This window comes from Allosphingosinicella sp. (assembly GCF_059502505.1).
The window spans coordinates 405,674-430,466 of record NZ_JCACEU010000019.1 but is presented as its reverse complement, the minus strand read 5'-3'; the positions used below and the strand labels follow the sequence as shown (position 1 = coordinate 430,466).

25 protein-coding genes, 1 tRNA gene and 1 pseudogene are annotated in these 24,793 nt (G+C 63.7%); 7 read left to right on the top strand and 20 right to left on the bottom strand.

Annotation, left to right across the window (positions count from 1 at the left end; all coding sequences use genetic code 11):
* Positions 1–75: 75 nt before the first annotated feature.
* The 3 genes from AC5JBD_RS14650 (at position 76) to AC5JBD_RS14640 (ending at position 3,854) form a co-directional block, all read left to right on the top strand.
* Positions 76–151 (top strand) — tRNA-Lys (locus AC5JBD_RS14650).
* 355 nt (positions 152–506) lie between these two features.
* The gene (locus AC5JBD_RS14645) at positions 507–2,015 is read left to right on the top strand and encodes a hypothetical protein (protein WP_495722549.1); all 1,509 of its coding nucleotides are present in this window, start codon (positions 507–509) and stop codon (positions 2,013–2,015) included.
* A 795-nt stretch (positions 2,016–2,810) separates the two neighbouring features.
* Positions 2,811–3,854 carry a serine/threonine-protein kinase gene (locus AC5JBD_RS14640; protein ID WP_495722548.1) on the top strand — a complete coding sequence of 348 codons (1,044 nt, stop codon included), beginning with the start codon at positions 2,811–2,813 and terminating at the stop codon, positions 3,852–3,854.
* 437 nt (positions 3,855–4,291) lie between these two features.
* On the opposite strand, the gene AC5JBD_RS14635 is transcribed toward AC5JBD_RS14640, so the two are convergent.
* The 6 genes from AC5JBD_RS14635 to AC5JBD_RS14610 all read right to left on the bottom strand — a co-directional run bounded on the left by AC5JBD_RS14635 (position 4,292) and on the right by AC5JBD_RS14610 (position 8,502).
* Entirely contained in the window at positions 4,292–4,975 is a 684-nt protein-coding gene (locus tag AC5JBD_RS14635) for a hypothetical protein (protein WP_495722547.1), read from the bottom strand.
* A 15-nt stretch (positions 4,976–4,990) separates the two neighbouring features.
* Positions 4,991–5,767 (bottom strand): hypothetical protein, encoded by a 777-nt coding sequence (locus AC5JBD_RS14630; protein WP_495722546.1) that lies wholly within the window; start codon positions 5,765–5,767, stop codon positions 4,991–4,993.
* A gap of 188 nt (positions 5,768–5,955) precedes the next feature.
* On the bottom strand, positions 5,956–6,288 hold the full coding sequence (locus AC5JBD_RS14625) for a hypothetical protein (RefSeq protein WP_495722545.1): 333 nt from the start codon (positions 6,286–6,288) through the stop codon (positions 5,956–5,958).
* A 144-nt stretch (positions 6,289–6,432) separates the two neighbouring features.
* Positions 6,433–7,797 (bottom strand): HesA/MoeB/ThiF family protein, encoded by a 1,365-nt coding sequence (locus AC5JBD_RS14620; RefSeq protein WP_495722544.1) that lies wholly within the window; start codon positions 7,795–7,797, stop codon positions 6,433–6,435.
* The gene (locus AC5JBD_RS14615) at positions 7,794–8,180 is read right to left on the bottom strand and encodes a hypothetical protein (protein ID WP_495722543.1); all 387 of its coding nucleotides are present in this window, start codon (positions 8,178–8,180) and stop codon (positions 7,794–7,796) included. The genes AC5JBD_RS14620 and AC5JBD_RS14615 overlap by 4 nt, the downstream gene beginning before the upstream one ends.
* Before the next feature lie 13 nt (positions 8,181–8,193).
* A complete protein-coding gene (locus AC5JBD_RS14610) occupies positions 8,194–8,502 on the bottom strand; it encodes a multiubiquitin domain-containing protein (protein WP_495722542.1) in 309 nt (102 codons plus the stop codon).
* 86 nt (positions 8,503–8,588) lie between these two features.
* On the opposite strand from AC5JBD_RS14610, the gene AC5JBD_RS14605 reads away from it, so the two are divergent.
* Positions 8,589–8,951: a hypothetical protein gene (locus AC5JBD_RS14605; RefSeq protein WP_495722541.1), complete on the top strand. Its 363-nt coding sequence runs from the start codon at positions 8,589–8,591 to the stop codon at positions 8,949–8,951.
* Positions 8,952–8,966: 15 nt separating this feature from the next.
* On the opposite strand, the gene AC5JBD_RS14600 is transcribed toward AC5JBD_RS14605, so the two are convergent.
* The 12 genes from AC5JBD_RS14600 to AC5JBD_RS14545 form a co-directional block, all read right to left on the bottom strand.
* Positions 8,967–9,158, bottom strand: coding sequence for a hypothetical protein (locus tag AC5JBD_RS14600; protein ID WP_495722540.1), 192 nt, complete (start codon positions 9,156–9,158; stop codon positions 8,967–8,969).
* A 59-nt stretch (positions 9,159–9,217) separates the two neighbouring features.
* Positions 9,218–10,693, bottom strand: coding sequence for a hypothetical protein (locus AC5JBD_RS14595; protein ID WP_495722539.1), 1,476 nt, complete (start codon positions 10,691–10,693; stop codon positions 9,218–9,220).
* Between the two features lie 139 nt (positions 10,694–10,832).
* A complete protein-coding gene (locus AC5JBD_RS14590; RefSeq protein WP_495722538.1) occupies positions 10,833–11,042 on the bottom strand; it encodes a hypothetical protein in 210 nt (69 codons plus the stop codon).
* A 254-nt stretch (positions 11,043–11,296) separates the two neighbouring features.
* A complete protein-coding gene (locus AC5JBD_RS14585; RefSeq protein WP_495722537.1) occupies positions 11,297–11,731 on the bottom strand; it encodes a ribbon-helix-helix domain-containing protein in 435 nt (144 codons plus the stop codon).
* 86 nt (positions 11,732–11,817) lie between these two features.
* Complete coding sequence (locus tag AC5JBD_RS14580) at positions 11,818–12,561, bottom strand: DUF3363 domain-containing protein (protein ID WP_495722536.1); 744 nt, start codon at positions 12,559–12,561, stop codon at positions 11,818–11,820.
* Positions 12,527–13,792 carry a DUF3363 domain-containing protein gene (locus tag AC5JBD_RS14575; RefSeq protein WP_495722535.1) on the bottom strand — a complete coding sequence of 422 codons (1,266 nt, stop codon included), beginning with the start codon at positions 13,790–13,792 and terminating at the stop codon, positions 12,527–12,529. The genes AC5JBD_RS14580 and AC5JBD_RS14575 overlap by 35 nt, the downstream gene beginning before the upstream one ends.
* A gap of 322 nt (positions 13,793–14,114) precedes the next feature.
* Entirely contained in the window at positions 14,115–14,462 is a 348-nt protein-coding gene (locus AC5JBD_RS14570) for a hypothetical protein (protein ID WP_495722534.1), read from the bottom strand.
* Positions 14,463–14,786: 324 nt separating this feature from the next.
* The gene (locus AC5JBD_RS14565) at positions 14,787–15,200 is read right to left on the bottom strand and encodes a single-stranded DNA-binding protein (RefSeq protein ID WP_495722533.1); all 414 of its coding nucleotides are present in this window, start codon (positions 15,198–15,200) and stop codon (positions 14,787–14,789) included.
* Between the two features lie 286 nt (positions 15,201–15,486).
* Positions 15,487–16,416: a HEPN domain-containing protein gene (locus AC5JBD_RS14560; protein WP_495722532.1), complete on the bottom strand. Its 930-nt coding sequence runs from the start codon at positions 16,414–16,416 to the stop codon at positions 15,487–15,489.
* A gap of 61 nt (positions 16,417–16,477) precedes the next feature.
* The gene (locus tag AC5JBD_RS14555; protein ID WP_495722531.1) at positions 16,478–16,717 is read right to left on the bottom strand and encodes a sigma-70 family RNA polymerase sigma factor; all 240 of its coding nucleotides are present in this window, start codon (positions 16,715–16,717) and stop codon (positions 16,478–16,480) included.
* A 137-nt stretch (positions 16,718–16,854) separates the two neighbouring features.
* Positions 16,855–17,817 (bottom strand): DUF2493 domain-containing protein, encoded by a 963-nt coding sequence (locus tag AC5JBD_RS14550; RefSeq protein ID WP_495722530.1) that lies wholly within the window; start codon positions 17,815–17,817, stop codon positions 16,855–16,857.
* Positions 17,818–18,094: 277 nt separating this feature from the next.
* The gene (locus tag AC5JBD_RS14545) at positions 18,095–19,033 is read right to left on the bottom strand and encodes an ArdC family protein (protein WP_495722529.1); all 939 of its coding nucleotides are present in this window, start codon (positions 19,031–19,033) and stop codon (positions 18,095–18,097) included.
* A 294-nt stretch (positions 19,034–19,327) separates the two neighbouring features.
* Here AC5JBD_RS14545 and AC5JBD_RS14540 point away from each other — a divergent pair.
* The 3 genes and pseudogenes from AC5JBD_RS14540 to AC5JBD_RS14530 all read left to right on the top strand — a co-directional run.
* Positions 19,328–19,474, top strand: a pseudogene (locus AC5JBD_RS14540) (transcriptional regulator); the annotation flags it as partial.
* Between the two features lie 100 nt (positions 19,475–19,574).
* Entirely contained in the window at positions 19,575–20,072 is a 498-nt protein-coding gene (locus AC5JBD_RS14535; RefSeq protein WP_495722528.1) for a helix-turn-helix transcriptional regulator, read from the top strand.
* A 47-nt stretch (positions 20,073–20,119) separates the two neighbouring features.
* The gene (locus AC5JBD_RS14530) at positions 20,120–20,962 is read left to right on the top strand and encodes a hypothetical protein (protein ID WP_495722527.1); all 843 of its coding nucleotides are present in this window, start codon (positions 20,120–20,122) and stop codon (positions 20,960–20,962) included.
* Positions 20,963–20,967: 5 nt separating this feature from the next.
* Here AC5JBD_RS14530 and AC5JBD_RS14525 read toward each other — a convergent pair whose 3' ends face one another.
* On the bottom strand, positions 20,968–22,101 hold the full coding sequence (locus AC5JBD_RS14525; RefSeq protein WP_495722526.1) for a Shedu immune nuclease family protein: 1,134 nt from the start codon (positions 22,099–22,101) through the stop codon (positions 20,968–20,970).
* A 474-nt stretch (positions 22,102–22,575) separates the two neighbouring features.
* The gene (locus tag AC5JBD_RS14520) at positions 22,576–24,747 is read right to left on the bottom strand and encodes a ParB/RepB/Spo0J family partition protein (protein ID WP_495722525.1); all 2,172 of its coding nucleotides are present in this window, start codon (positions 24,745–24,747) and stop codon (positions 22,576–22,578) included.
* Positions 24,748–24,793 lie beyond the last annotated feature (46 nt).

The following is a 24,793-nucleotide window of genomic DNA, read 5'->3' as shown; positions in this document are numbered from 1 at the left end:
CCAAGGTTGCGCCCCCAGATGGCCCATGCTAGCGGGCCGCCTCCGGCGAACACCGCCGCATCTGCCTTTCGGCATGGACGCATAGCTCAGTTGGTAGAGCAGCTGACTCTTAATCAGCGGGTCCTAGGTTCGAGCCCTAGTGCGTCCACCACCTTTTCAAACACTTAGCAGCCCCCTCTCCTCCTGCTCGAAATCAATAGGTAGCAGGCTAGGTAGCGAGCGATATGGGACGAGCTCAGCCTTCCTTAAGCCAAATGAGAAGCCAGTTCGACGCAGGTGCTGGCCGCAGCGCCTGCGGATCGCTGATCCGGGCACGGTCGCCGCGCTCAACATGCTGCCCTGAGCAGGCCTAGTCGGGTCGCGTGTGTCTGGCAGGTGCTATTGTCGGTCCATCCCGAGAAGATCGGCTTGAGCGCAGACCGGAATAAGCGTGATGGCCCCGAGCTTGTTCGTGCGGATCCAGTTTCTCTGGACGACTTCTCTGAGGCCGAGGAAAAGCTTCGGCCATGGAGCTGAATAGCCGAGAGATAGCAATTCTGATCTGGCTCGGGCTGGTGCTCGCCTACTCCATGCGCAGCGGCGAGGTTCGGCGCTCGCTGCTCGGCTTGGTGAAGGCCTTCCTCCAGCACAAAATCCTGCTCAGCCTTGGCGGAGCGGCCCTCTACAGCGCGGCCTGCGTCTGGCTGTTGTGGCAGGTGGGCCTGTGGGAGTGGGCGAACCTCAAAACGACGCTGCTCTGGGGCCTCACCTTTGCCTTCGTCACTATGATGGATGTCGCCAAGCTCGAGACGGAGCCACGCCCGCTGCGCCGCCTTGGCAAGGAAGCGGTTAATGCCACGGCGCTGATCGTGTTCGTCGCGGAGTTCTACACCTTCCCGTTGTGGGGCGAGCTAATCCTGGTGCCGTTACTCGTCATGATCGGCGGCATGATCGTGGTTGGCGAGTCGATGCCCAACGCCGCGCCGGCCGTCCGGCTGCTCACGTTCCTCCAGGTCCTGGCGGGATCGAGCCTGCTGATCTACAGCCTCGGCCACATCGTTCAGGAGCTGCGCGACTTCGCCACCCTGGCTACGGCGCGCGAGCTGGCGGTGCCGATGCTGCTGTCGCTCATGTTTCTGCCCTTCCTGTACCTGCTGATTCTGTGGGTCAGCTACGAGAACGCCAGCTTGCGGCTGCGGGCTACGATGGGTGACCGCAAGCTGCGCCGCTACGCCATCTGGCGGGGGATGGCGGCGGCTCGGACGGACATGGACCTGTTCCGGCGACTGATGCGCAATATCCAGCAGGAAGAAATGCAAGACCGGGAAGGCATCCGCCGCGCGATCCGGCAGCTGCGCGAGCTGCGCAGGCGTGAGCGGCATCCGCCCCCGGTGGCATGGGTGAATGGCTGGTCCCCCTATGCGGCGCAGGCCTTCCTAGAGAGCCAGGGCCTAGTTACCGGCGATTACCACCACGGCTACGATGGGGAATGGTGGGCGGAATCTCCTTCTGTTGAGGTCGGGGGCGAACTGTTCAAGGATCGGCTCATCTATCGGATTGCAGGGACGGAGACAGCGGCAACCCGCCTGTCGTTGGAGCTGAACGCGCACCTCCCCGGCACCCCGGCAGTGTCGGATGCGAAGTTCTGGAAGTTGGTGGATTTGCTGATGCAGACGGCGCTCGGAGACACCCAGGCCGCGCCCTACGCCGGGTTGGAAGGAAGGGACGAAGCCGAAGCGATGTCGGGTGACGTGCGACTGCGGCTGACGCGGGACGATTGGGGCACAGCGGCGCGCGGCGGCTATGCGCGGCGGCTGAGCCTGATCCACCCGCGCACCGGGAGCTGTATCCGAGATTGGAGTGAGGGAAAACAGGAACAGGATGCAGGCATGCACCCCTGCCTCGTGGCGAACAGCGGGCGTGCAAGCGGAGTGGGCCATGATCGCGCAGCCTTCCTCGACCACGTCCTCCTGATTCGGCTCGTCGGTGAAGATGCTGGGATATTTGGGCTTCAGCGCCCAAGCATGATCCGGTAGCGTAGCCTGCACGAAGCTTGGGGTCGCAGGTTCGAGTCCTGCCGGGCGCGCCAGTCTTCCGCCATTTCTCTGTTACCTACCGCCCCGCTAGGTAATAACGTATGGGTAACATTTTGCTGGGCTTCGGTGGCACAATCTGAGCGTCAGCGACACGTCCCACATACGCCCTATGCAGTCATCTGCCTTTGCCTGGCCGAGCGCCAGCGACGCAACTTGGAATGGCAATTACATTGCGCAAGATAAATGAGTCATAGCTGATATAGGTCACTGCCAGGGTGGTCACCGACGCTAGCAAGACGTGGCGGCGGGAGATGCCTCCTTGAGAGGGGTTGGTCGAGTGCGCACAATCGGTTTTCACGCTTCTAAAGGCATTATAAGGTTCGTTGTTCTTGAAGGCCAGACTTCGAGCGCTGCTGTTGTTCTGCACGAACGTCGACCTTTGACGTTGATCGATGATCGCCCAGAGTTCATTCAAAATGCGAGAAATCTCTTCGGAAATGTAATATCGACATACTCACCCGATCGTCTTGCGTACGTGCTTAGCATGAATGCTGAAACTCGTGATCAAGTAGCGGGGATCGTACTTCCATTTGGAGCTCTGAATGTCAGTGCACGGGACAACTCTTTGTCGTGTGAAGAATTCATCGCCCTGAACTTCTCAAAGACTTTCTTCACGAACCGAGGCGCCAGTTGGCTTACGAACCGCTACAAGAGCGCTGACGCGGTACTGGGAACCCACCCACCGAATTGGACCGACAGCGAGCGACTGGCAGCACTTGCCGCCTGGGCCGTGCTGTGAGCCGGCCGGATTTAAGCGGCACGACGGTCGGCGGACATTTCGCCCTCAAAAAGCGCCTTGGAAGCGGCCACTTCGGCGATGTTTATCTGTGCGACAACACGATGATGGCGCACGTATCCGCTCTGAAGGTTGTCTCGATTGACCCAGCCAATAGCAACGCTCCGGCACTTGAAGCGCAATTACTGAACCTTTCCCATCACGCGCACATCGTCAAAGTGAGATCCGCCGCGGTTTGGGAGGACAGCGCAGGACACAAATACCTTCTTATCGAAATGGAATACGTCCCTGGCGGCAGCTTGGAGGATGCCATCAAGAAAGAGATTCCGCTCGGTGAACTGGTGTCTCTGATGAAGAACGTTTTGTTCGGGCTCGATCATGCTCATCCGACCGTCATCCACCGCGACGTTAAACCAGCCAACATTCTCTTGGGCGGCGGTGGGCAGCTTTCGGACTTCGGAATTGCGATGGTCGCCGCCACTGGTGCGTCCGTGAGTAACCTCCAGTATGTGCTAAATCGCGCGCCCGAGTGCTTTCCGCCAACGCCAACGTACGACGTGTCGACTGACATTTTTGCGGCAGGTCTGACACTATTCCGTGCTCTCAACTTGATCGCCAATTGGAAAGCGACCCTGCTTACCGCCTTCGGGAGTCCGGGGGGCGTGCTCAGTCGAATGCAGGCCGGCACTTTAGTGGACGGTCTGGGGTTCCATCCACGAGTGCCGAAACGGCTGCAAAAGGTGGTGAAGACGGCATGCGCTAAGCAGCCGTCGAAGAGATACCCCACCGCGGCTGCGTTCCGCGATGCGCTTGAGGGACTTAAGATCGCCCGTGACTGGCGAAGGATTGCCCCAGACACTTGGGAGTGCCTTTACAGCGGATCGTCTGAGCAATTGATCATCACCTCGAAGGGCACGACTTGGGAGGTCGATTACAGGAGAAATGGTCGACGCAAGACAGCAAGACATCGAGCTGGTTTGAGTCAAAGCGATGCGCTCAAGTACGCGTATCAGCTCATTGCCGAGACTACCTTGTCGTCCTAGGATGCTCTCCTGAGCGGCAGCTACGAGCGCCAAGCAGTCGCGACCGGGTAGCGCCCATAGCAACGTTCCAGCGCGCTCATCGGAACGGCGGCCATGGGCGCGAAGCGGTCGTGCATCGCCGAACGACAAGACTGCTCAGATCTCTGCCGGACGATGTGAGGCTGATGAGCGTCTGGAAGTATCGCAGCCTTAGCAGAGGCGAACCACACGCGGAAAAGCCTGTTGCGGGCCGCCGCCGGGACCTGAGGGCTGGTCAATAATCGCGCTACTCCACGAATCCGTAGTTGGCCGACAACCAGCGCCGCTGTGGAGAAGCACTGCAGCCATTCTGTCGGGCACGGAAGACGAGTGGTCGCTGGAGATTGCCGCGGGGGAGACCCCTTCTGCGCTAAGCAGACGCTCTGGCTGCAGCCGCCTCACTGTCGACAACGGCATGATCAAGTTCCGGCTACTCCCCGGGACAGGAGCGGCCACAGCGCCTGCAGCTGGCCTTCGATCCTCGTCAGCATCGCCTGGTCTGCCGGACTGAGCCATGCCACGCGAGCACCCTTGGCCCGGTAAGTATCCAAAATCGCATATCTGGCTCGTGCGAGTTCGACAAACGCCGCTGCTGCGTCGTTCCCGCTTTCGGCGGCGATGACGTTGCTGCGGAAGGTCTGCGGGTCATACACTGCGGCCGGGTCCGGCAGGAATAGGATTTTCTGGAAACCAGCCGGCTGAGGGCTGACGTCCATGAGCCGCCCGTGGCGATCGCACCACACGCCATGGTGCTCGGCTTCGAAATAGGCGCCTGGGAGATTCCAGATTGCCCAGCCATAGGCGACACTTCCGCCAGCCCGTTCAACCTTCCGCTGTACATTGTCGAAACACGCGGACCGCTGTGCGTCCGAAGACGGTTTGGATCGAACGAAGACCGGGCGCTCGGGGGACAGGCTGCGGCAAAATGCAAGCAGCTCTTCCGTTAGTCTGCGCGGGACAGTGTTGATCACGGCACATCCGGAATAGCGCAGGTCCGCCCGCGCGACATTGACAAGGAGTTTCTCGCCTATGGCTCCGAGCTGCGTGGACGGAAGAGGGTTGGCGAAACGGTATAAACCGGAGAGCACATACCAGCCGGGCACTCGCGAGCCAGATCCCTAAGCTCCCACCACTTCCGGAGTCAGCCGCTCGAGCATCGAGCGCACATATTTCCAGCTCTTCGCACGAAAATAGCCGGCGCTGGGCTTGTAACCCGATTGCACGCCCACGATCCTCAGACACTGAGCCGGGGTCCAGAAGAGCATGTTTTCCGGCTCGCGATATTCCCACACGGAAGCGCCGCTGCATCCCGGCAGCTTCGGCACGGCCTCCGTGTCCCCGTTGAGCGTTTCGCCGGTGGGTTCATAATGGAAGAAGAGGTCGAGGTCGGGATGGACGGGCAGATCGGCTTGCGCCGGCACTTCCGCAAGCCGGCCCGTGTGGAGCGTAAGGAGAGTGCTTCCAAGCATTCCTCCTACGCGTTTGCTCTTCACTGACGGGTACCCGGCCATCACGAAATGCCCGGCTGGCGAGGCGACGCCGACATTGTCGAGACTGAGCACCGACCAACTTGCGCGCGCACGTTCTATGGCCGAGGCGTGCTTCATCTCTATAACCGCAAGATCGATGTCGGAAACGTCGGCACGGTATAGATCATACGGGCCAATGCCGTGAAGCTGGGTGGTGTTGGTGCTGGGGATCACGAGATCGTCTGGCGAATGTTCATCGAACAGATGCCGGGCGGTGATGAGCAACAAGCGGTCCTCATGCTCGAACAGGGTTCCCGTACCGAGTTGATCAACGACATCCGGGCGGATCTCGAACAATATCGGCACAGTCACAGTCGCCGCGAAGCGCTCGACCGCAGCCATGATCTCCTTCTCTTCATCCGTCATGTTTTCTCCTAGCTTTGTCTCGAGGCGACGAACCTTCCGGACGCGCAGTTGTGTCACCGGTCGTCGCCAGCCATGAGCTGCTGCGCTTGCGCCAGCACCCTGCAGTGGGGTCACGTGCGGCGGCTCCCGGATTTGTCCCTAGTCGGAGGCGGCACTTCGCTGCACTCCGGCCTTGGATCGTCTGCCGCTTAGTCGTGAAGCCGCTCCATCTGCACCTGGAGTTGAACGCCAGGCGCTTGAGGAGCCGTCCCCGTCAGAGCGAGATTCCCGCCGCTCGCGGTCCCGGAAAGATTGATGTCCACCTCATCGGCTCCGAAGACCGACGCCATGCCGGGAACGTCCGTATGCTTGTAGGCCCGAACGTCTGCCTCCACTCGGCCGCCGGCCTCATTGTAGCTTCCGACATAAGCCATCATGCTGTCACCACCGCGCAGCTTGCCGCCGGCCAGATAGGCGACACCCGCGCCGTCCCCCAAGGGCGTGCTGAACCGCACGACATAATGTCCTTCTTCGAACGTCATCTCAAAGCTCCTTCCTTCTAACCGGTCCATTAGGACCCAGGCTGCGCAGGAACCGACTGGCGAAAGGTCCATTTCGGTTCGTCGCAGTTTCATCGGACAGGCTCCGGGCACGACCACCGCCCGCAAACGTGAAATTTCCGCCGCTCATTTGCTCATGCTCGGCAGTTCGAGCGCATCGCCTCGCCCGAAACGCCGGACACATTCGCGGCAGGCAGGATCGCGGCGCGGGATCACACGCTGGACGGTCTGCTCGAGGAAGCGGTGATGCTCGTAGAGATGCTCACTCCCGCGCGGTCGGAGGTCGAGGAAATCGAGCAGGAAGTCGTTCAGGCCGTGCGCGGCGGCAACGGCGTTCAACGAGATCACGCTCGGATTCGGCTCCTCGACGCCATAGGCCTGATCCTTGCGCTCCTGATCGGACTTGGCTTCGATTGCCAGCTGGGTCGCGTCGATCCAGCCGTTGCACCAGAGGCAGCCCTGGCCGGGCCGGACGTGGCGAATGACGCTCATCACATCGAGGAGCTCGCCATGATCGCCCGGGCGCACCTTCGCGCCCAGCTGAACCGCCGGCACGAAATATTGATGGGTGAGCGCGTTCACCACCAGCCGGGCTCGCATGGAATCGGCGGCGAGGAAGATGAAGTCGCAATCGCGAAGTTCCCGGGCGACAGCCCGGCTCGCGACATCGCCTGCCACGGGCCTGATCACCGCGTCGGGACGAGCCTCCCGGATGTGGCGGATGGCGATCTGTGTCTTGAGGAGCTTGCTCTCGACGTCGGCAAGGGTCGCTCCGACCACCCGTGTCAGATTGGTATCCTCGATCACGTCGTTGTCGACCAGCACCAGCTCGCCCACGCCGAGCCGAGCCGTCTGCTCGGCAATGAGAGATCCAACGCCGCCGAGGCCGATCACCGCCACCTTCGCCTCGGCAAGCAGAGCTTGACCGGCGGCACCGAACATCCGGACCTGACGATCATGCCGGCGCGCTGGGGCGGCGCCGCTGCGCGGCTTCGTATAGAGCCGTTTGAGCGTCGGTCCGATGATACGATACTCGCCGAGCGCCAGCCGATGCCCCTCCGGGAGCCACACATCCGCGGCGACGGACCGCCGACCGTAGACGAGCGCCCCCACCGGCAGGCCATCGGCAATGTCGAGCAGCGCGGGATAACCGCGTTCGTGTGAGCGAAGATCGATGGGGCTGAATGCCACCTCGTCTTCGCAATCATGATTATGAACCGCCAGATAAACCTGGCCGCGTTCGCGGCACGCGAGGATCTGGCGGTGGATGAACCGCGGCGTCAGCGCTCGGTAGCCGATCTGCCCTTCGACATACTCGACACCCTCCTCCGCCGGGATCACGTCGGATACGAGCAGGCGCGGCCCACGTGAGGTTTCGACCAAGCTGGCGCGGAGGACAGCGCCGTGCTCATCATCATCGCCGGGATAAAGATGTGCCATCAGCTGATCATGGTCTCGCGCGGTGATCCAGAGGTCACAGGTGGCGGTCATGGAAGCTTCTCCAGAAAGTCGAGGATCTTGATGAACTTTGCCACGGCCGTCTGACTGGCCAGGTGGATCTGGTTGTTGCGCCGGGAAATCTGGATTGCGGGGCGTCCGTTGAAGCTGTGCCCCATTGTGACGGGCACCTCGAAGGCTCGCCCTCCCGCCCGCTGCACGTCGGCGCCGATGAAGACGGGATAGATGTCTGCCGCCGGATACAGGGAGGGAATGTGCCCCCCCATCCAGGTCTGTCGCGGCGTGAACTGAGGACCAAGATCGACGATCTCGACGATGACGTAAGCTCCGCCCACATTGTCCTCGGTGACGGTCACGGCAGAGGGACTGAAGGCGCGCTTCAGTTCCTCCACCGCTTCGGCAACATCCTGGTTCATCGCGTCGCCACCCTCAGCTGTTGTCGTCGGGCGCGATGGCGGTGAAACTCATCTTCGGGTGCACCCGAACCGGATCGGCGTCGCCAATCACCTTGCTGGAGCCGTTCGCCAGCTCCTGCTGCAGAACAAAGTTCAGCTGGATCCTGACGCCGTCCCGGACCGCGGCTTCCTTGATCTGGGCGCCGGTAAGCTCCTTCTCCTCGACAGTCACAGGCTTGTTATTCACCCGAATCTCAATGTCCTTCGGCTTCTTGCCGCCGCCCTGCTCCCGATCCTCCTCCGTTTGGTCCCTGCCTGGACTCGGGCCGTGCTGCTCAATCATTTCGATGTCTCCTTTGACATTCGGTTGCTGATGAGCAATTATGTAGCACTTGCCTATTCGCCTTTCAATTGCTTTTTAGCAACTGCGTGCCGGAGCTGTCCGTGATCGATAAGCCGACCTTCGATTTCACGTCTTTCTACAAGGCGCTCGTGACGACGCTCGCCAGCCGCGGCGCGAACTGGAAGCAGGTCAGCGAAGCGACCGGCGTCTCGCAGACGACATTGTCGAGGATGGGACGTGGGCGCCAGCCGGACGCCGAAAGCCTGACGGCGCTTGCCGCTTGGTCAGGCCTTAACCCAGTGGAGTTCGTGAGCGGTCCCCGGGCCCGGCCCGAGCCGTTGGCGCTTGTCGGCAAGATCCTCCGGGAGGATCCAAATCTGGATACGAACAGCGCTGAGACGCTGGAGGCGATGCTGCAGGCCGCCTACCAGCGACTCAAGAAAGACTGAAGCTCCCGCCGCGAGTCAGCCGTCCCTGCGACTCGTCGTCACGGGAGAATATCGGAGTTCCGCGGCTACGCGCTCACCTTCCATGATGTCTTCAACGATGATGGGCACTACCGTGTCGGTCATCGCGCGCAGATGCTCCTCGAAGGCTTCGACATCGAGCTCGAGCTTTTCGCTCTTCTCTAGATAGGCTTTCAGCGCTTGATTCATGCGAGGTCCCCTTCCTCTCGCCAATCACGATCATAATAGCAACTCTAGTCTTCCAAGTCTTACCTAATCGGTCGCAGGTTCTGCTCCATCCGTCCGAGCGGCGCACCGGCTGGGCGGTTGAGCTTCGCTGCCGTTGGCTTGAGCGATGCGGAAGAGCGGTCGAAATGAATGGCATATTGTTCGCCATGAGCGAACCAGACAGGCATCGGATCACGCGGACTGGCCGTCGCATCCAGGATTGTCCGGGCGGCGATGTGCCCGGCGCACCACTGCGCATGCGAGGCATATTCCACCACCCAGACGAACTGCGCCGTCTTCAGGCGCATGATCATGTTTACGAGCTCGTCCCCAAGTTCCGAGCGTCGGTCGCGTGCAAACCGGCGCAGCGCAGACACGGTCGTGACGAAATATCGACGCAGCAGGTGCGAATGCGCCGGCAATGGCTCCACCTTGCTGAGCAGCTTGTGGAACTCGGCCGACTGCGTCTCAACCGCCTGAGCAGGGTAGAAGATCTTCTCGGGCAGCGGGACAACAAAGCCATCGAGGTCGATCGAACTGTAGCCAGGCTGCGGCCCTGAGTCCGGCGGCGCCGGGAGTGCGGCGTCCACAGGGACGCAGCCATAGGGGAAGAGGTTGTCATCAATTGTCAGAAAGCTTTCCACCTGCTCCCAGGCATGCGAGATCGTGAAGGGCGGACCCGCCGGCGGCATGGACCAGGAATAGCCGACCAGCACGATTGCATGCTTCTGATTGCGCATCACTCCGAACAGGGGAAACCCGGATTCGAGGTAGGCGAGCATCTGCGCGTAAAAGCGGTCCTCCTCCCCTTTTCGCTTGCCCACGATGACTGGGTACGTGCCCGCCGCCTGGAAGATACGCTCCGCCTCGACGATAGTGAGGCCGTGAGCCGGCGTGATCCCACCTGGGTCGAATGGTTTCGCTAACATTGTGATATCGTGCAACAGAAGCTCACGATGCTGCGGGTAGCGCTCGCTATAGTGGCGCAGGATGGCCCAGCAGGACACATGGGCACATACCGAGATGTCGGTATGCTGCGCCATCGAAGGGAAACCCCACACGGACAGGGTGTGCCCGAGGAGATGCACCCGGTGTCTTGCCTGAATTGCTACACCGCGAGCTCCGGCACGCACGTCAGGAGAAAGTATGGAGCGACCGATTGTGGCGATCAGCGTCGGCCGGAGCACGATGAACCCGAAATAATGCTCATCGAGGGAGCCCGTGGACCACTTGAGATCCGTCGTGGCCTCATCGAAGCCAACCTCCGCATCGAAGAAGTGCAGCCTCACACAATCGTCGCGGTACGTGCGGCCCTTCTTTGCGTAAAAGCGGTAATAGGTGCTCCGGTAGTCCTTATCGATATAGTCGAATTCGACTAGCACACCGCGCACCGTGTCGCGAATTGCCGCCTTGAGCTGGGTAACAACCCTGTCCGGCGCGAACGGGGGCTCAACCAGCCCGATCAACTGGTCGTAATCGTCTCGGGTGTCGATCCTGACCCACGAGTACCCCGTCATGAACAGCAGGCGGTGAGTGACCCGCGTCCCCTTACTCGGCCTGGGGCAAGACGATCCGGCCTGACTCGTCTCCTAATCCGCTGTGACACATCAAGAAATCTCATCTCTCACCCTGCTCCTAGGAGCCGCTGTCTAACATTCAAACAAGCACCAAATAAGCCAAAATCCAATCCGTCGTGGACGAGGTCGGAAGGCCGGCCGCGATAGTTTCGCCGCACTCCGCTATCTGTCGCGCATTCACTCTATCAGGGAGCGCGAGCAGGAAGTCAGGCGCGCCCAGCTTGCGGATCATCCAGACGGCGTTCGAGCGCATTACGAGCTTGCCGGCTATCATCTTGATCTCGTCCACAACTGCCAGGAGGCAGGACCCTGCCACTCTCGCGGCGCCGAGCCGCCTTCTCCGCTATCGGGCAACTCAGGCTGACAGCTGAGTGACCGCTGTTGGCGCTAAGTGCCCATGGGCTGTGGGCTGCTGAACGACAAGGACGGGCGCATAGCTGCAGTCACGGTGCGGCTGAACGAACGTCTGCTTTCGCCGAGCGGCGGCCGAAGCGGGCGAACCGATGACGAAGAATTCCGGCCGTCCGGTGTTGGTGCCACTAGCTACCCCGGACGATGCTCTTCTAATCCAGAGGATTGTTCGCGGAGGCTCGCCAATCGCAGCTTCGAATCTGACGCGAGCCGGCGCCCTACAAGGTCGATGAATGCCTGGTATCGCTTAAGCCCGAGCTGCCGCGTCTCATCATCGAACGGCGGCTGGTGAGCGACCATCGTCAGCTGATGGTGAACGAACGTGCCGAAGGCTTCGGCCAATAAGTCGACCTTGTTTTCGAGCCGCTCCTGCCCGCGGCTCATGCGATCGAGGCGAACGCCGAACCTCTGGTCCAGCTCGTGCCCAGCGCGCCGCTCGAGCACCGCTTTCAGCGCCTCGGTGAGCACCGCCGTCTTCGATGAGCCTGACGATGCGCAGAGCCGATCGAGAGCCTCCGACAGATCGTCGGGCAGGTAGAATTGGTGGCGGGTTTTGAAGGTCTTCATGGGAGCGCCAGTATGGAGGCAGACGGCGCTCGGCCAAACGGCGCCTCCGACGCATCAGGCGCCCGCTCGCCGCACGTGTCCCCGGCTCACATGCCGATGCTGGGGCCTTGCCGCTCACGGCCAATCGTCCAGCTGATACCGCCGCCGCGCACGACGCCCGAAATCTCACGGCCGATCTGCCGCTCCAGCACCGGCCGCCACGGCACCAGGCTGAACTCAAGCGAGTGCTCGACCAGCGCAAACTTCCGGTCGCCGACTTGGACCCTGCCGCGGCAGATCCCCTCCACGTGATCGCCGATCCCGTGCTCGCGGAAGGCTCGCCCGGATTCGCGACCAATCTTGGCGGCGGCGGCCGTGAGCTCCCGCCTCTCCAACTGATCCACCAAGTCCGACCTGAACCGGTAATCCTCCCCCTCCAGATCGATCAGCCGCTGCGCCGCCAGCCATTGCATCCGCCGATCAATAGCCTTTCGAACCTCAGCTCCGAATCCGCGCCCGAGCTCCACCGGCTTCTCAGCAACGATCTCCCGGTCGAGCCAGGTCGTCCCGTCGCGCTCGGGCAGGAGATCAAGCCGGTCACCGCTGAGGAGCGCAACGGTGACAGGCATCCTGGCGCGAAGTCGCCGCTCGTGCGCCTCGACCTTCTCCAAGTGATCGGGCGGGATCAGCCAATAGCCAGCGACCTCGCGTTCGACAGGAAGCCCGCTGCGACGAAGGGCCTCCAGCCGGCGGATGTGCGCCGTGGCGAACGCCTCGGAGGCCGTCGGGTCGCGGAACTGATGAAGCTCGACACTGTTACCATCCCTTGCTCGCGGCGGCGATCGCCGCAATCGTACGATCCACCTCCCGCACGCCCGCCTGCCGCGCCTCGATCTGGACGATCGCTCCTGGTCGCGCCTCTAGGACGCTGGCCCCGACGTCCACATAGTGGGTGTGCCCATCCACTCCGTCGATGATGACGAACCGTCGATCAGCATGCTCGTCGGCCAGTCCGGAAGCGACAAGCCGCCCGACCACCGGCCGAGCATCGGGTGCATCCGGATCGTAGATAGCCTGGTCCTGCGGCGCCCGCGGCTGCATCGCAACCTGGAGCGCGTGGTTCATCGTGCGAACGATGTCGCCGCGCCGGCCCATTGCCCGCAGCGTCGTCTCCAGCTTCGGGTCGAGCATCCATCGGCCGCCGCGCTGCTCGCTCGCCAGTCCCATGCCCGAGAGCGTCCGCAGCCGCGCCGTGCGCAGGTCCTGCTCAATCCAGCTCCCGCGCCGCGGATCGACCAGCCCTTCCGCGTCCACGGACCTGATCAGCCGCCGGTCGATACTAGTCAGCCGCTCCTGCTCGACCTCCCGCAGCTGCGAGCGAAAGATCTCCCGCTCCGTGCGCGGCCCCAAGTCGAGGTTGACCAGCTCGGCCGCGCGCTCCCGCAGCCCCTGCGTCAGATACTCGCGGGCGATGATCAGGTCCTTGCCGCGATCATCCTTTCCACGGACGATCACGTGGCTGTGCGGATGACCGGTGTTGAAGTGGTCGACGGCCACCCAGTCGAGCTTCGTCCCGAGGTCCTTCTCCGCCTGTGCCATGAACCGCCGGACGAGCGGCTTCAGGTCCTTGTATTCCGAGCCGTCCTCCGGCGCGACGATGAAGCGGAACTGATGGCGGTCCCCCTCGCCCCGGGCGACGAAGTCCTTGCCATCCGCTCGATCCTCCCGCTCCGAGTAGAGCGACCCGCGCTCGCCTTCACGCGTTGTCCCGTCGCGCTGCAGGTAGCGCATGTGTGCCGTCGCTCGCGCAAGCCCCTTCCGGCCCAGCTTTACAATGCTGGCCTTCACGAGCACGCGCCTCGCCGTCGGGCCCCTGTACCTCAGTGCGGTCGACAGCACCCGCCCAGCCCCGGCACCGCGGCCGATGCGGCTACCGTCGAACTTCCGAGCACCGCCACGAGCCCTCGAGCCGCCGGCGAGCTGGGCCGCCTGCCGAATTCGACTGGCGAAGCGCTTGCCGCTCCCACGGCCGCGATCGCCGATGCGGCCAAGCCACAGCTCAAAATCTTCTTCCTGCGCCATGACAGGATATGAGGCGAGCTTAGGGACCGGCTTCAAGGTCCTCCACCGAGAGCCGCAGAATTCTGCCACTTTTGGAGCAAATGGAGGCATGCGTCCTCGCATGCCTCCACAAAAAACGATGTGCAGACGCCACTTTCAGGGCCTCAGGGAGGCACTGCTTTAATCTTGCCTTCCCCTGCTCCCTTCTGTCTCCTAGCGCAGATCCTTCCCAGGACGTCTCACCCCAGCACCACCGATCGCGCGCGCAGCTGCACCCGAGCGAGCAAAAAGAAAGCGGGAGCGACGCTGCCGCGCCGCCCCCGCAAGAGCTGATCCGACGCTCTTATCGCGCCCGAAGAAGCTCGAATTCAGCCTCTCCCCGGCTTCCAAACTGCCGCTTCCAGAGCAGCTCCACCGCGGCTCCTTTGCCATCGACGAGGCACATCCCAGCGTACCAGCGTCCGTCCAGAACTGTCAGAATCACGACCCGGGAGAGCTCCCGGGACGCATCTTCATCGTCAAAATCCCAGCCAATCTGCTGTCCCAGATACCGCTCTCGAACGCGCGCCTCCCATAGGAAGTCGAGCGCTTCAGCCTCGATGATCCGCTCCGCCAAAGCCGCCCCGAACTCCGCCCTCAGCGCCTCAAGCGCCGCATCGCACCCTCGTCCGATGGTCGAAATCATGTTCATCTGCCGTCTCCTCAGCATCGTCTTCCGATCGAAGACAGCGCCTGCGGAGCGGGCGGCGAGGCGGCTGTCAGGGCCGCCGAAGGCGCCGCAGAGCGGGGCGTGGGGGAGCCGATTTGCGCAGCAAATTGGGGGCACCGCGCAGCCTTGATCAGCCGCTTCGCTGCCCGCCACACTAGGCCTCTACGAGACGAGACCCTCCTCCCCGCCGCCTCCACTCTCGCACCAAGATGCGCGAGCCCAGGGAGCCTCTCGACGGTGGAATGGCAGCACAAGAGAACATGCAAGGAGCCCCGGCGACCGAAGCCGCCGGGGCGATGGACGGCCTCAGAAGGGCACGTCGTCGTCCAGATCCTGCTGCGGCTCCGACCCGCCGCCGGCGCCCGACTGCCGCGGCCGGCTGAGGAACTGGACATCGTCGGCGATGATCTCGCAGCCGTAGCGCTCGATGCCCTCGCTGTCGGTCCAGCGGGTGTAATGGAGGCGTCCCCGGACCGAGACGAGCATGCCTTTGGTCGCGTGTTGGGCGATGATCCTGCCCAGCCCGTTGAAGCAGGTGATGCGATGCCACTCGGTGTCCTTGGCGGTGAAACCGCTGGCATCCTTGTAGGTCTTGCCCTCGCTGTCGCGCTTCCGGCGGCTGGTCCCGAGGCTGAAGGAGGCGATGTCGGTGCCGCTGTTGGCGGTGCGGAGGTCGGGGTCGGCGCCCAGGTTGCCGACGAGAAGAACGGTGTTGGTCATCGAAAATCTCCTGTTCTGCCGCCGGGACCACCCCGTCGACAGCCCCAAGAAGGGCGCGCGCGAAGCGGCGGAATGCACCGAAGGCGCAGCCGCAGGGGAACCCCGGACCAAGGCCGGCGCGGGCAGCCCGCAGGGCAACACGGGCCGCAGGGCCGCGGGTTGCGAACCGTCGCCGCCGCGCCATAGGGCTGAGAAAGGAGATGGGTGTGGCCTGGTGGCTACCGAGGAGATTCGCCGACTAAATCCGCTTCCGGTCGGTTTCTAACGCGCACCCCTCCCCACGCGTTTAAGGCAGCGGAGCGGACGGTTGTCCCGCTTCAGCCTCTGTTCGTAGGTGCTCCAAACGCTCGCGCGAGACCTCTTCGACGATGTCGCGCAGCCGCCGAACCGAGGCCGTCAAAACCTCGAGATCGATCGTTTCAATCGTGTAGCTCGCGGAATAGCGAGCCTCGACATAGGCCCGCTTCAGCAGCTCGAACCGGCGGCGATCCTGCTTCGTGGCGCGGGGCCACGCTTCGATCAGCGTTGGCTCAATGTCCTCTGCCAGAGAGCGCAGGAACTTGATGTTGTGGGATCGCGGAAAGTAGTGCGTACGCACGAGAAGGAAGCAATCGTAGGCGCGTTCAGTCGCTTGGTGCAGCAAGAAGGCTGCGTCCTTCGACTCACCCTCGGCAACGGCGTATGACGCAAGCTTTATTGCGCTGTCGATCTTCCCGAGCCAATCCTCAAGGTAGGCCGCAGCCATGCTGTAAGCGTCTGCCGGGGTCAGCGGCATCGGCGTGGCCAGCGCGTGCTGCGGCAACTCGTAAAGCGCGATTCCGTCGCGGACGATATCGACCCAGAAGTATTCCCCCCGCTTCAGAGCCTGATTCACCTCGTCGATGGAGTGGACGATGATGTTAACGAGGCGTCCAATCGCCGGATCGCGCTGGATCTTGTCCTCGGCAATGTACCAGTAGTCCGCGATCTCCGTCAGGTCCCGGTGGCTCACCACGATCAGAAGGTCGAAGTCCGACTGGTAGCCATTCTCCGGCTCGTCGACCCAATCATCCCGAGCGTAGCTGCCGAACAGGATGATCTTGTAGATCTTGCCGTTGCGCCGCCAAGGCTGGGTGGCCCGGGCGGTCACCTCATCGAACTCGGACATTAGGATGTGCACAACGCGCGCCAGCTCTCGCTGCTTTGCCGGAGGGAGATGATCAAGATCGGTTCGCATTGGTATCGATCCTAAGGGGTCGGGACGCCGCTGGCGAGGGCAAGACAGCGTCCCGTGATGGTCAGAACCGGCGCTCCCACCAGCTGAGCTTCCGGCCGTCCAGCTGCTTCGAAAGCTTGTAGATCGCTCGGGCCATGTGACGTTCTACCTGACGCACGGTAAGGCCGGTGCGGCGGGCGATCTCACCGTAGGGCATGTTGTCCAGGCGGTGGGCCATGAAGATCTCCCGCTGCAGCTTAGGGATATTCAGCATGGCCTCCTCCAGGCGGCGCAGGAGATCGGGATCGGGGCTGTCGGACATGGCGGCGTTCCTCTCGTAAGTTGGGGGCCGGCCGCGTCCAAGCGACGTGCCTGCACCTCCGCAGGCCACGCCGCGGCCTCTCCTCTGGAGGCCAGTGAGAGGCCGGACCGGCCGAAGCCGGTCCGGCCTGCGGGCGCCTAGGCCGCCGCTGCCTCACGGGCCGCGCGCTTCGGATGGGTTCCGAGCGGCCCGCGCCGATCGACGACGCTGAGGCCCTGCTCCTTGGCCTGGATAACGAGCCGCTCCACGACGCCGCTGCCGGCAAACGCGACCACGTAGCGGGGCTTGAGCGACAACATCTGCTCGTTGCGGCGAAAGCCCGCGCGCTGCCCGAGGCGCCGGTCCAGCGAGAAGGCCAACTGGGGCACCCTGCGCCGCTCGGCCCAAGAGGCGGCAAGCCGATCCACGCCTTTGGTGTCGCCGCCATGGATCAGGACCAGATCGGCGACATGCTCCCGAACCTTGTCGAGCGTGTCCCAGACGTTGCCGGCGAACGTCTTCGCCTGCTCATCTGTCGGGAATGACAGGCGTCCGCCCGCAAAGACGACGGGTGTGCCCTCCGGCATGACCCCCCTGCGGCGGCTCTCCGCCTGCGCCCGCAGGAAGTCGCGGCCATCGACCACGGCAGAGGTCAAAGCCGCGCCATGGTTTGCGCGGGAACCGCCCGCGGGTCGCCAGGAGTGGCCAGTCTCGTTGAGGTAGAGGCGAGCAGCGGTCTCCCGAAGGCTCTCAAGCGCCAGCATGGCAGCTTCGGCCGCCTGCGCACGGGCGATCTCGTTCTCGAGCTGCGAGGTGTGCACCTCCGAGCCGTCTCCGGACGCGAGAAGGCATCTGATCTCGTCGGTAGCGCGGTCGATCTGGCTCAAGCGCTTCAACGCGGCACGGTGGAACAGGTTGACGAAGGCCCAGCCGAGCTCTTCGGCATCGTCCTCAAGAGCGGTGTCGGGGAAGAGCGCGAACAGGTCGGACCAGACCGCGATGAGGGTCTGTTCGGCCGCATCCGCATCGACAGAATCGGTGCAGGGCGCCCGATCGAGTGCGGCAATGTTGAGATGGCCGAGTTCCAGAGCGGCGAGCTGGGCGGCAAGAGTGGTGTGCATGATAGGCTCTCCTGAGCGCGCCGGGGATCGGCGCCGGGAGCCCGAAGCACCGGCAAAGGCGTCGGACCGCACCGCCGCAAGAGCGGCGGGACACCCCGAAGCCGCGGCTGGCGCGGGCAGGCGGGTCGGCGTAGCGGCACGCCAACACGGGCCGCGGGCGAAGCGGGTTGCGGTCCACCGCCGCCGGGGCAGGGCCTCTCCCGCGCCGACTCCGGCACGTGTGGAGCAACGCGACTGCACTTCCAACGGCGCTGCCTCGGTTCGAGGCCGATCCCGCTCAGGCTGCGAGCGCCTCGGCCTCCTCAACGGCCGCACCGGCAACGAAATCGCCCGAGACCCCGCCTCGCCCCAGCCGCAGGAGCAGCGAGGCCGCCTCCTCGCCCTTAGCCGCAACCGTGAGGATGGCCCTGCTGTCAGCCTTCAGCACCTTGAGCCAGGAAGCGAGGTAGCTGGCGTGATGGTCGAGATGGTCCACCGGCAGCCCAAGCTCGGCGCCGAGCATCGCCGAGGAAAGCTCCGCCACCAGCTCCTCCATCGCATAGGCGTCGCTAGCGAACCGGCCGCCCATCTGCCGCGCGAGCCGGCTCTCGTGGCCGGTCCAGTGCGACAGCTCGTGGGCGAGTGTGGCGCGGTAATGGTCCAGGTCTCGGAAGAGCCCGGCCTCGGGCATCGTCACTTGGTCGAGGCCCGGCGAATAGTAGGCCTCTGCGCCCCAATGGCGGACCCGCGCAGGCACCGCTGCGAAGAACGCATCGAGCGCCACATCGCGCTCCGTCCCCGGTGGCAGAGGCCGCGGCTCCGGGAAGAACCTGCTGGGCAGTCCGTCGATCTGGCAGGCGTTGAACAGGGTGAAGCTCTTGAGGACGCGGCGGGTCCGCGGGCCTGCATCTTCGTCGCTCTCGTGGGCTTCCTCGGCTTGATAGGCCCGGTAGAAGATCCCGACGGTGCCGCGTTCCCCCTTCCGCACCTGTCCCCCGAGCAGCTGCGACTGGCGATAGGTCATCCAGAAGGGAGAAGCATGACCTGCGGCTTCGGCCGCCATCCAGAGCCAGAGGACGTTTATGCCCTGATACGGCGTGCCGCAGGCGCGCAGCGGCCTCGAAACCGAGGCGCCGGTCCACGGCTGTACCCATGGCCGCGTGCCGGCTTCAAGCCGCTCCACGATGGCGGCCGTGATCATTTCGGCCGGCGAACGCCGGCTGGCTACATGTTTCATGGGGGGTCTCCGAATTCTGACCGGCTCCTGTCGAGCCGAGCAGCGGAGGCTCCCTCTCCTCTATAGTCCAACCTAGGCTAAGCTATTCCCCCAATTGGGGGAATTGCGCGGCCACGCCATCTGCTGTCATAGTCGCGCGGTGGACAAGCTCGCTGACTTGTTCGGTGAGCGCGGCCGCAGCCATTGGCGGTCACGTTGCGGAGTGAGATCCCGGAGCGTGGCCTATGAGGGCGGCACGTGGACCCGGCGAGCTTGGTACGCCCCTCGTGACCGTGCGGAACGCAGCGGTTCGGCATGTTCGAACGAGTTGGTGCATTCGTTGACGAAGTTAGCTCCGCAAGCACCCAAGCGGAGCTGCGGGCGATCCTCGCGGAAATCACCAGAGAGCTGGGCTTCCGCCACTTCGCGCTCAGCCATCATGTGGACCTTCGCAGCTCATCCGAGCCCGCCATCCGCATCCACAATTATCCCGAGGAGTGGGAGCAGTATTACGATCGGGAAGCAGCTGGGGCGGACGGATCCAGTTCACCGCGCCTGTCAGATGACGCTGGTCGGGTTCACCTGGTCGCAGCTGCCGAAGATGATCCCTCTCACGCGCATGGATCGGGCGGTACTAGAGGCTGCGGCGAAACAAGGTCTCGGCGATGGCTTCACCGTCCCTGCGCATGTGCCTGGAGAGGTGAACGGCTCCTGCTCGTTCGCGACCGCTGGCGGGAGACGGCTGCAGTCGGAGCACCTGGCGACGGCGCAGCTGGTCGGCGCCTTCGCTTTCGAGGCCGCTAGGCGCCTGGTGAAGCGCGATCATCAGAAGCAAGGCGACCCCGCGCGATTTTCCGACCGCGAGCGAGATTGCCTGATCTGGATTGCTCGCGGGAAGTCGGATTCAGAAATCGCGACGATCCTCGGGATAAGCCCGGAGACGGTGCACCAGTACGTGAAGCACGCCCGCGCCAACTACGATGCCGTGAGCCGATCCCAGCTAGTGGCGCATGCCCTGTTCAGCGGCACGATCAGCTTCATGGACATATTCAAACGATAGCGCCCCCCTAACGGGGGCGTCCGCTTCTTGCTAGATTGCCGCAACGTATGCGGGCTTTTGATCACCTCGGGGACTACGTGTCGAACCCGGCGTTCAGCGCCTTCCACGGTTTGAGCGTGCGCGCATTCAGTCTCTACCATTCGCGCATCGTCGAAGCGGACCTGTCCCGTCCCCTGACTGACTTGATCCGCCGCATGATGTACGTCGCAGAAGCGTCGAGCGTGGGATTACGGCTGAACGCGAGCTGGGCCCTGACACATCCAGCCTTTTCGCTCTGCCGCGATCGTTTCGAGCAGTGCGTTCGCTTTTCGTGGCTTGCGCGGCAATCCGACGCCCGCGAATGGTATCGCTACATCGCCGACTACTACCTGACGCGGAACCGGCTCAAGCACGCCTTCAAGCAAACGGGCATCGATCCGGTCGTCGATCTAGACGACGGGCTCGACGAAGCGCCGCCTTATGTGCGGGAGCGGTTCGCCTACTGGCGGAATACGCCGATCGATCAAATGGCGCGGCGAAGGGACGATCTCGCTGGTATCACTGCCAGCCGCGTTGATCGTGAAAAGCTATTCGGGTTCTACGACAGCATCTATCGACAGGGGAGTTCGGTCGCCCACTACGACCTGTACAGCATCAATATGCTCGGCCTCCACGAGGGTCCGGGAGGGCTGGTTCTCGCCCCCGATCCGTACATGCCGATCGTTCTCGCCCTGCATTGTGCGATGTTCGATATGGTCCAGTGCGCCGAAGCCTTGGCAAAAGCCGATGTTCCCGCTCCCGCGGAAAGCTTGTACGGGATGGTGACCGAATGGTGGGCGTTCGTACGACGAACGGGGATGCTTGACGATCCTACCAAGCCGCCCACACGCGAACCCGGCCGCGCTGGGTAGGTAGCTTAGAACGGCGGTTCCCAATCGTCGCCTGCGTTGTATGCTCGGTCGCTCGCCTCGTCGCTCGTGTCGCCAGCTTCGGCGCTGATATTCTCAACGATACAACGCGCCCGCTGATACAGTTCGTCGAACGTGATGATTTCTGGTGACCTGGTGTTCCGACGGTAGAGTTCGAAGCACGCAATCTTGTCGTCATTCCCAAGCAGTTCAGCCATGTTGCCAATCACGAGGTAATTGCGCGGTTCGAGCGAATAAGCGAGTTCGCCGGTATCGTTGCCGTCAGGATCCTTCAGCACGTCCCGAAACCGGTCGCGCGCGAACTCGAACACCGTCTTTTGCGTTTGGGTTACGGCGGCGGAAAGCTCGCCTGACACAGCCCAGCAGCCCGCACGGTACGTGTCCTTGTGCAACAGGTCCGTGGCGTCCTTTTTGATTTCGATCAGAACGTACTGGCTGATTTCAGCGCGGGTCCTCATAAGCGCGTCGACGGTCTTGCCGTGCCGGTCGAATGCATTCCCGGTTGTGCGTGTCTCTAGCTTCGGCCCCACTTTGTCTAGGAAGACGTAATTCAAGCCGTGGCCGAATACCCAAGGATTTCGTTCGAAGTACGCCTGCCATTCGCGCTCATTGTGGCCTGCGCCAAACATCCGTTCGAATTCGCCGAGCGCCTGTCGCTTTGCCGCTACGGCGTAGATGTCCTGGTGGAGCGACGGCGTTTCGGCGAGTGCCTTGACGATTGCCGGGCCCTTGTCGGTTGCTAACAGCGTGCCCAGCGCGGCAACATCGACATTTTCGAGGGAGACTCTCGTTTTCGTAGCTTCCGAGAGGTCAAGGCGCGAGATGATCGACAGCAGCTGCGCCATTTGCGCGGCTTGGCAGTAGTTCACCTGGATATGGCCGTCCTCGACCCACTGATGCCGCTTGTGGTAGCGGAGCTTGGTGATCTTGAGCGAGCCGAAGTCCCGTCGGTCGGAGACGTAGAAGGCTTTGACTGCCAGTTTGCACCGGGGCGTGATTTCCACCTCGCCTAGGTCGTCCTCGCTCTCCGCCACGATGGTGGCGAACGCCCCTTTGGGCGCGGGGTGCGTGTACAGCTGGTTTGGCTTGTAGTTCGCCAGATATTCAATGTCGTCGGACATGCCCCCTGATACTCGGTTTTCCCGCGTGGTCGAAGAGGAACAACGAAGCGATGGCACATCGAACGTTCTGCGGCGGACTCTCCTTGGCTGAAAATGGGGGCCCTGGACGGACCTCGCACCAGCCTATCCGTTGGCGCACAAGTAGCGTTGGAAGACCGAACTCAGCAAATTCTCGACACGGGGTGGGGACGGCGGGGATTCCGGGCGGCGATCCGTTCCGGCTGTTGCGCCATCCTTGCCAATCTCCTGTGAAGCGTCGCCGCCCCTTCCGGCTGGGGTGATGGCCGACTGTTCAGTGAGGCACCTCAGCTAGGCGCGTTGTCCGGGGTCGATCGCGGCGGATAGTGGGGAGCGCCTGCATATCCCTTTGGGCGATCCCTGCGGCCGCTTTTGACTAATTCCGGTCACCGTCCCCAGCCCGTGGCGAGGCGGGGCGGCGCCGAAGCGCCACCCCGAAGGAACCGGCCGCAGACGTCAGGCCGCTTCCTCCAGCATTACGGGCGGCACGCCGCCGTCCGCTTCCTTGCCGCTCCCTTTCCTCCGACGCGAGGACCCGCGGCCGACGCATGGTTCTCCTTCCGGTGCGATTGACGCCGGCGGAGCGATTTCCCCGCCACTATGCTCCTCCGCACCGGAGCCGACTTCCGCCGTATCGGGCGTATCCTCGCTCGGATCCTCCCACGGCGGACTTTCATCCGGGACACTCGCCGCTGCTTCCGGCGCCGCGGCGAACCGCATCGCGTCCGGCACCCATGCGAGCGCCCGCTCCTTCACATCGGCGGGAGCGACGTGCCCGCCGAAGATGCGCTCGGCCGTCTCGCTGAGCTCCGCCTTCTTCGACTTCGAATAGCCGGAGGCGAAGGCCGCGCCGCCGATCTCCTCCAGGGCGGAGAGGGTCACGCTCTTCGGCACCCGGTCGAAGAAGTTGGCGCCGGTCGGCCTCCACCATTTGGCGACGTCGATCCCGAGCAGATGCCCGAGATGATCGTGGAACGGACAGGTCCGGCCGGCGGGCAGGTTGATGCTCGCTTCCAGCGTTCGGGCGACCGCATGGCCGAGCCAGGCTGCCCGTGCCTGGTTGGGAAGGGCACGGAGGGCGTCGAACTGGCCGGCGCGCGTGTCCGCCGCCGTCCAGCTGCGGTCGAGCGCCTCGGCCGCTTCCGCGCGGGCGCGCGTCGCTGCCGCATCCGGCGTCTTGAAGCCGAACACCGGGTCGGAGGGCGGCAGCGCGACGAGCGACGATCCGCTCTTCCCCGACGAGTAGCCCGCCTCGCGGTCGATCATCAGGAAGATGGCAAGGTCCAGTGCCAGCGCCGGATCGGCCGCCACATGGACGGCGAGGATGTCGCGCCGCTGGATCGCCAGTTCGTCGGCGAGCGCCTGGGAGAGCGTCACCTCCTTGCTGGGCGGCGGCGCCACGATGACCGGCGCCTCCTGCCGGTCGGCGCCCGCGTCGGTAGTGCCGGCTTCGTCCGACTCCTCGGGCTCGTCAGACGGCTCCACGTAATAGCTTGTGTCGAGCCGCGGCTGACCGGCCTCGTCGAGCAGCAGAAAGGTGCCGATCCGCGGCTTCAGGTCGTCGGGGATCACCGGCGGCTTGTCCGTGATCGCATCAATCCGGGCGCCGATCTCCCGCACCCGCGCCTCGGCAGCCTCGCGTGCCTCCTCGGACGTCTCCTCGTCCTCGAGCTGGCCGATCAGCTCTTCCGTCTCGGCTTCGAGCGCCTCGACCTCGGCGTTCTCTTCGTCAGCCAGCGGCGGCGACTCGAGCTGCACCCGCTGGAGCCCGCGCGTGACGTCGTAGCCGGCCCAGCTCTCCAGCGTCGGCCGCACGAAAGCGAGGCCGGACGAAGCCGCGGTCTCGGCGGCGACCGCCTCCAGCTTCTCCGTCGCGAGCCGCTCCAGCAGGGCGATGTCGAGCCAACGCGCGCCGTCCTCGTCGGAGAAGAGGTCGCGCTCGATCCGGCCGCCGGCGGCGACATAGGCTTCCTCGCCCACGAACTTGGCCCGCCGGTCGGACGCGCTCACCGTCGCCTGCGTCATCATCCGGCGAATGCTGTCGGGATGCTGCGCCATGTAGCTCCGGTTCACCTGCTCGAACACGAACTCCTGCCGCTCCCGATCCGGCGTCGCCGCATAGGCCTTGGCGACGTCGAGCGTGATCTCGCCGGCGCCGAGCGCCTCGAACACCACCGGCGCGAGGCTCGCGAGGCGCAGCCGTCCTTCGACGAACCGCGCGGTAAGTCCAAACCGCCTGGCGATGCCCTCGACGTCGGCGCCCTGCTCGATCAGCTGCTGGAAGGCCAGGCACTCGTCAGCCGGGTTCATGGCGAGCCGCTGGAAGTTTTCGGCAAGTCCTGCCTCCTGCGCCGCCGCGGGACCGCCGTCCACGACGAGGCAGCAGACCTCGTGGTCCCCCGCCAGCTTCCCCTCCTCGGCGAGGCTGGCAAGGGCCCGCAAGCGGCGGCCGCCTGCCTCGACGGTGAATCGACCCCTGGACTTGCGCGCCGGGGCCACGACGAGGTTCTGCAACAGCCCCCTCGCCTCGATGTCCGCCTTCAGCTGAAGGTCGGCCTGCTCATCGATTGCCCGCCGCACGTTGCGGGGGCTCGGCATGAGCTTGTTAAGAGGAATCGTCCTGATCATTGATGGTCTCCGGAGAAGAGCCGGTGCGGCCTCTCCGCACCCGTCC